This is a genomic window from Streptomyces soli (genome assembly GCF_003999195.1).
Lineage (GTDB): Bacteria > Actinomycetota > Actinomycetes > Streptomycetales > Streptomycetaceae > Actinacidiphila > Actinacidiphila soli.
Genome location: NZ_RJVR01000131.1, coordinates 1 through 6,322, shown reverse-complemented (window position 1 = coordinate 6,322; position 6,322 = coordinate 1). Strand labels below are relative to the sequence as shown.

Here is a 6,322-nt window from a genome sequence, read left to right as displayed (position 1 = left end):
GGCGCGGGCCCGGCGGGCGGCGTCGGCGGCGGCCGCGGCGAGCGCGTGGGCGTTGCGCAGAGCGGCGTCGTCGGGGACGGCAGCCAGTTCGGCGTCCAGGGTGCGGCGGCGGTGCGCCAGCGCGGCGCTTTCGGTCCGCAGGTGCTCCGCCTTCGCCTCCAAGGCGTCGAGTTCGGTGCGCAGCGCGGCGATACGGGACCGGCGCGCCTCTTCGCGGGCGCCCTCGCCGAGGTATTCGGCGGCCGCTTTGGCCCACTTGCCGGTCAGCGCGCCGACGCGGAAGCGACCGTCGGCCGCGACCCAGGTGTCGCCCGGGTGGTGGCTGTCCGGGCCGAAGCCGATTGCGGCCAGCAGCCGGTCCACCGCTTCCTCGCCGACTGCGGCGGCCTGTGGGTCGCCGTGGTCGACGGCCGGGCGCAGTACGTCGGCGAGCGCGGCTTCGATCACTCCGACGCTGCGTGCCGGAGTGAGCAGCACATCGTACCCATCCCGGTCTAGGGCGGTGCCGTCGGGGCGTACCCAGGCGTCCAGTAGCCCGGCGGCCTCCAGCGCCGCCTCCAAGCCAGCCCGTTCAGCGGCGCCAAGGTGGTCGCGGAAGTCGACCAGCCGCCACAGGGGCGCGCCGGGCACCTGGTCGCGCACGCCGGGGGTGCGCGTGTACGGGGCCTGCGGCCCGCGCTGACCGCCGGCTTCGAGGGCCGCCAGTTCCTCGCGTGCGGTGGCGTGCCGCTCATCCAGCCCAGCATGACGTTGCGTCAGCAATGCTGCTGCGTCGGCCAGTTCCGAGCCCTGCGTGCGGTGGGCGGCAGCCGCCTGCTCCCGGGCCGGGTACGGGCCGTCCAGCCGGGTCACCCACTCCTGGAGTTCGTCGAGCAGGCCCACCGGGTCGGCGGGCCGCAGCTCGATACAGCCGTCGAGATGCGCACGGACCAGCCCGGTCAGTTCCTGCCCGGCGGCGGACACCGCGTCTTGAGTCTGCGCCACCCGCCCGGCGGTGTGGGTGACCTCCGTCTCCGCCTCTTCGAGCCGCCGGGCGGCCGCCTGCCGCTCCGCCGCCGCCCGCTCTGCGCACGCCGCCAGTTCCTCGACATGCGCGACGGCCCGCCGACCCCGGTCCAGGGAGCCCTCGGCCGCGCGCCGCAGTTCCGCCTCCGGCGCCCGTACAGCGCCCCGCTCTGTGGGTTCTGCTGGTTCCACGGGCCTTACGTGCGCGGCCCCGGCCGCCTGCCGTTCCCGGCCCAGCGTCTCAGCCAGCCGCGCCTCGGCCGCCCTCAGCCGGCTTTCCGCCCCGCGCAGCCTGCGCAGGGCCCGGGTGTGCAGTCGTGCCGCCTGGTCGCGGTCCTCCTCGCTGCGGCCCTGCTCGGCCGCCGTACGCGCCGCGTCGGAAGCCGCCCGCTCCAGCTCCCGCGCGCTGCGCATTTCGGGTCCTTCCCGAAGTGCGGCGTCGTGGGCCTTCAGCCGGGCCGCGGTCTCCTCCAGCTCGGCGAGCCGAGTCCCGGCCGCGTCCCGGTCCTCCTCGGCCTGCTGCCGCTGGGCCTGCGCCTGTGCAAGGTCGCGCTGGAGGTGCTCGTAGCGGGCGTGTTCGCTGCGCGGGAGGCGGGCCCGGCGTCGGGAGGCCACCGCCGCGTAACGGCGGTAGTGGTCCAGGAAGCCGGTGGCCGCCCGCTCGGCCTCGGCCGCCGCCCGCAGTTCGTCCTTCTCCTCGTCCAGCGACCGGAAGGCCTCGGCCACATCGGCGATCACCGCCTGGTCCATCGGCGGCAGCGCCTCCGTCAGGGCCCGGGACAGCGCCGCCTCGTTGGGCCGCTTCGACAGCTGGGGCTGGCGCAGCTGGATCAGCAAGTCCACCAGAGCCGCGTACCGCTGTTCACCCAGGCCGAACAGTGCTTCGTCGACGGCCCTGCGGTACGCCTTCGCCTGGTCGTACACCATGCCCCGCCCGGCGACCGCCTCCGCCAGCCGGTCCCGGGACAGCGCGGTGCCGGTCGCGTCGAGCAGGCTCAGCTCCTGGCCGATCCGCTGGTCGGTGACGGCGTACCAGTGGCGGGCGATGCCGCGCCCGGAGACCGCTTTGAGTCCGCAGGCCAGCGTACGGAAGTGGGACCGGCCGGTGGCCGGGTCCAGGCGCCCGAACTCGATCCAGGCGTAGCCGAGCCGTTCGGAGTGCGGATGCTCCCCGCCCAGCAGCAGATTCCACTCCATCCGCTTGTTCGGGTCGCCGTCGGGCTCCACCCGGCGCGCCGACAGGTCGCCGTCCAGCAGGAAGGGGAGGGTGAGGGCGAGCACCTTGGACTTGCCGGTGCCGTTGTTGCCGCGCAGCAGGAGCCGGCCGTCGCGGAACCAAAACTCCTCGACGTCGTAGTAGAAGAGGTCGACGAGCCCAATGCGCAGCGGCCGCCAGCGACCGGGCGAGGGGACGGGGAGTGCGGTCGTCAACGCGAGGCCGCCTTTCGCTGTGCTTCCGACGTACGGATGACGGGCTCGCCGACTGCGTATCTGGCCAGTGCCGGGAGCGGGACGGCAGCGCCGTCCGCGGTGCGGGTGACCAGCCGAAGCGCCGTGAGTTTCGCCAGCGCCTGTTCGACCAGTTCGGCCTCGGCCCCCGGTTCCCGGGCCGACTTCGACCAGAATCCGCCGTGTTCGACGGTTAGTTCACGCACCCGGTTTTCAAGCTCCGCCCGGTCCACCGGGCCCTGGGCCGCAGCGAGGTGCTCGGCGAGCAGCAGGGTGACATGGCCATGGGTGCCGGACTCCGGCATGCGCACGTCGGTGAGGTCGTCGAGTGGGTCGACCATGGCGATGCCCTCGGCCCGCACCTCCGCCACAAGCCCGGTCAGCTCGTTGATGCGGGCCGTGATGAAGCTGCGCTGGCGGGTGAGGTAGACCAGCTCGGCGTCGGTCAGCTCGTCGTAGTAGAGCACCGGATCGTCCAGCAGCCGGCGGGTCAGTTTCCAACGGATGGCGCGGAACCGCAGCTCGTCGCTGTCGAGTTCGGCCTCGGCGGTGAGTGCGGCGAGCCGTTCCTCGAATCCCTGCAAGCGGATCATCGACGGGCCGTGGCGCGCCGCGAGGAGTCCGGCCATGACCCGTCGCTCCACGTCATAGAGCACATCACCGGCACCGCTCACGTATGCGTCCTCGTCACCCGCCACCCGGCGCAGCACCCCGAGCCGCAGCAGCAACCGGACCACGGCCGCGAGGTCCAAGCGCTCGTCGCGGCGCTCCAGGGTGAAGGCGATCCCGGCCGCCTCCAGATGCGGGTCGCCGGCATCCATCACCACCTGCTCGGCGAGCCGCCCCAGGGCGATCTGCGCCTCGCCGCGCTCCAGCGCCGCCAAGGCCAGGCAGAGCAGTACGTAGCGCCGCCGGGTGAACGGCACGGCGGCGCGGGAGGCCTCACGGGCCGGATGGGTGGGGTCGGCGAGGGTGCCGGGCGTTCTGCGCAGCCGGGCCGATTCCGCGTCGACCTGCAACGGCCACCCGGTGTTGCGGTCGAACCACTCGCGCAGCTCGTCCGCGTGTCGCCGCACCAGACGGAACTCATCGCCGTGCGGGCCTCCGGCCAGCAGCAGCGGTTCCTTCAGCAGGGCCCGCCCTGCCCGCTGGAGGTCGGCCGCGTGTCGCCCGTCCAGCACCTCGGGCCGGGGCGTGCTCATCTGGCGCCCTCCGTGAGATCCACGATCTCCACCAGGTGATCGGGCCCCCGGAACACCCCGCCCGGGGTGTGGATCCGAGCCGTCGTATCGTCCCGCAGAGCCGTCAGCCGGATCTCCATGGAGCCGTCGTTGCTGGTCGCCACGGTCTGCCGGGTTCCGGGCCTCCAGGTGGCGAGCGCGTCGCCGAGCAGTTGGAGGAAAAGACCGAAGGCAAGCGGGTCCAGCTCGCCGAACTGGGACAGCCTCATCTCCCCGCCCGTCGCCAGCCGCGCTCGGGCCGCCGCGATCTCCTCGGCCTGCTTGGCGGCGATTTCCTCGAGGCGCCGCCTGGCTCCTGACCGGTCCTCCACGCGGCGGCCCTTGCCGCGCCGCTCGTAGCTGCCGGTCCGGCGCAGCTGCGGACTGATCCGCAGCGACTCGGCCTCAGCCCACGGCGTGGCGGCACTCACCGGTCGGATCGCCCGCTGCTCCAGCGTGTCGGCGTCGACCGTGAGGTGGCGGGAGACATAGAGCCCGAACGCGGTCCGCCACAGCCGGTGCCGTGTATCGTCGTCAGGCGCCTCGGCGAACCAGCGGGCCAGCGTGCGGAAGTCTGCGGAACGGTCCGAACGCCCGGACCGCCGCTCGTTCAGCGACCGTACGACCGCCAGAAGCTGTCTGATCGCGCCGAGCGCCTGCCCGCGCAGCAGCCGCGCCTGCGCCTGACGGCTGTCACCGGACACGAACCACGCCGTCAGCCCCGACCAGCGGCCGGCCCACCGCTCGTACGCCCGCACCTCGGCATCCTCCGCCTCGTCGGGAGAGGCGTCGGCCGCCTCGCGGCGGGCCGCCAGCCGCAGCAGCGGCAGGACCCCGTCACCCCCGTCCTGCCCCTCCTCCAGCGCCGTGATGAGCTGGGCGATCCGGCCGCCGAGGGTGATGAGGTCCTGGATGAACCGCTCCAGGTACTGGATCAGCCGGTCCTTGTAGGCGAGGAACGCCTCGACCTCCACGTCGTGCAGGTCGATGGTGCGCTGCAAGGACCCCATGAACGCCCTCGCGTTCTCCGCCAGCGCCGTGAACCTGCTGGTCAGCGCGTCCAGTGCGAGATGTACCTTGGCCGGGTCGGGGTCGTCCTCGGCGGCGAAGACCAGCAGCGCCCGCAGCTGCGTGACGATGTCGTGCAGCGCCACCGCCTGGAGTGCGCCGCGTCTGCCGAGCGCGTCGTCGTACGCGGCCAGCGCCTCCTCGGCGGCCTCCCCCGCCCGGGTGAGCTGATAGATGAACCGCTTGCGATAGAAGTCCTCCACGGCCGTGACCCGGGCCGTGTCCGGATCGGCCCGCAAGTTGCCCCACTCGACAAGACTGTCCAGCGCTTTCACCACCGCGTCCGGCTCCGCAGGCCGGTCCACGGCGGGCAGCGCCGCGTGCACGTCCTCTGGCCGCAGATGCACCGCGAAACGCTCCTTGGCCACCAAGAACGCGCGCATCACCTGCCGATAGAGCGCCGAGTTGGGAACGGTGAGGTGAGCGAACGGAGCGTATCCACCGCGATTGGCATCGACTGGTATCAGCTTCATCGCCTCGTATTGTCCCCGACGTACGCCGTCCTTGGGCAGAAATTCCGGACCATGGTCCGCTCCCTCGGCGCGCAGCTGAGCTACGCGCCCACGGAATCTTACGCCTGCACCGATCCCGCAATTCGCTGCCATGGTGGTCGCCGTTCGCCCCGATATCCCAAGGTGCACAGGGAGACCACGACGGCACCCTCCCGGAGCACCGGATACCGTCTCAGCCGCCCGTTTTGACACGGGCATGAACACGGGCCGACCGCTCGCGAAATACACCGGCGGGCCCTTGTCAGACCCCGCGTTGCGAGATCCGGTAGCGATCTCCGCAAGCAACTCCCTGATCATTTTCCTCCCTCAGCTGCGACGTCAGACCCGTCGGGCCCAACCCGCCACCGGCGCCTGGCAACATGCCGAAGACCACAACCTGGCCGCCACCGCACCCCGGCCCCGCCCGCACCCGCTGCTCCTACACACCGGCGGCGAGAACAATGAGGTCGCCGATCCCGGCAGTCCCTTCCCCGCACTGCTCGCAGGTGCATGCGGGCGAGCCGGCGGGCGGTGTCCTCGGAGGACTTCCGGGCCATGACGCACATCATCCGGGCCGTGTGGCGGTCGCTGCGTTGATGAGGTTCATCCGGCCGCCGGTGGCGCCGATGACCGGGTGTTCGACGTACTCGGATGTCGATGAGGTCTTCCAGATCCAGCGGCCGGCGAACCAGGCGGTCCAGGTCGTAGAAGATGACCCCGTCGATGACGCGGCGCCGCCAGCTCGCGCTCGCCGCCGACCGGGCGCTCAGCGGGAGCGTGATGGCACCGTCCGTGCCGCAGCGGTCCCGCCGAGCTCCCTCACCTTTCGGATGCGTGGGGGCCCCTGCCTGAGTGGCCGGGTCGCTCCATGGTGCGTACAGGTGCGGGGCCGGGATGCCCGGCCCCGCACCGGGATCAGCTACAGGTGTAGTTGGGTTTGAGAGTGAAGTCGGACGTGGTCGTCTTCAACTTGGCGATCTTGACCGATCTGGTCTGACCCGAATCCGCGGGTAGTGGCCGACGGTCGGTCAGGTTGTGGCCTGTCTGGCCGTCAGGTCCGTTGAGGGGATGGTGGGCAGGGGTGTGGCC

The 6,322-nt window shown here is 72.1% G+C and carries 3 protein-coding genes; all 3 read right to left on the bottom strand.

The window, feature by feature from the left end; genetic code table 11:
• A partial coding sequence (locus EFK10_RS11910) for a TIGR02680 family protein (RefSeq protein ID WP_127355696.1) occupies positions 1-2,436 on the bottom strand: 2,436 nt, incomplete at its 3' end.
• A complete protein-coding gene (locus tag EFK10_RS11905; RefSeq protein ID WP_127355695.1) occupies positions 2,433-3,656 on the bottom strand; it encodes a TIGR02678 family protein in 1,224 nt (407 codons plus the stop codon). The genes EFK10_RS11905 and EFK10_RS11910, both read right to left, overlap by 4 nt.
• Positions 3,653-5,215, bottom strand: a complete 1,563-nt coding sequence (locus EFK10_RS11900) for a TIGR02677 family protein (protein WP_127355694.1) — start codon at positions 5,213-5,215, stop codon at positions 3,653-3,655. The genes EFK10_RS11905 and EFK10_RS11900 overlap by 4 nt, the downstream gene beginning before the upstream one ends.
• Positions 5,216-6,322: the final 1,107 nt, after the last annotated feature.

Coding starts and splice junctions, on each gene's coding strand:
- EFK10_RS11905 (WP_127355695.1), bottom strand. CDS start 3,656: ATGAGCACGCCCCGGCCCGAGGTGCTGGACGGGCGACACGCGGCCGAC.
- EFK10_RS11900 (WP_127355694.1), bottom strand. CDS start 5,215: ATGAAGCTGATACCAGTCGATGCCAATCGCGGTGGATACGCTCCGTTC.